The 683-nt window shown below is 57.1% G+C and carries 1 protein-coding gene; it reads right to left on the reverse strand.

The features are described from left to right. A partial coding sequence (gene tnpC / locus O2S87_RS18710; protein WP_475410225.1) for an IS66 family transposase occupies positions 1-683 on the reverse strand: 683 nt, incomplete at both ends.

Raw genomic sequence — 683 nt, forward strand, 5'->3', positions numbered from 1 at the left:
TCTCGTGGATCTGGACCCCTTCTGCCGAACGGAGGGTCCGAAACATCTTCCGAAGGACCACTTGCTCGCGCAGAGCCCGCTCTGCGCGATTATTCGTCGAGTCAACGTCTGGCTCAGTCACGAACGTAAGCCAGTGACCCAACCCGTTGCTGATCTTCTTGATCAGCTTCTGAACCTCTCGGACCTCGTAATCTTCCCTAATCAGACCCTCCAAGTGCAAGGACGCTTCCGCCCGCTTCTGATCGCGGGCAGAAGCGGACGGCTCTCCTTCGACGAACGTCGTTAGGTCGTTGTGGAGTCCGTGTAATTCTTCAGATAGCCGCTCTGCTTCCTCGTACCGTTCAGCGACGTACTCAGCCTCCCGCAACAGGTGCGCCCAGCACCGCTGCAGTTTCGTATGATAACTCGAATACGCTGACCAGCCGTCACAACTGAGCGTCGAGTCCTCGGCGAATTCCTCGCCGAGGACGTCTTCTAAGACCCCACTTCCTCGGCTCTCATCAACCCAGAACAGCACCTCGTCATCAGTGACGAACGTCCACGCCCAGTGTTGTTCTCCATCAACCGGGAAGCCTGTTTCATCACAGTAGACGACCTCACTCTCCCGAACCTTCTCTTTGACATCGTTGTATGCGGGTCGCAGCCGGTCTGCGACCCGCTTGGTCAAGTTGTAGATCGTCCGG

It is taken from the genome of Halohasta sp. A2 (assembly GCF_056175805.1).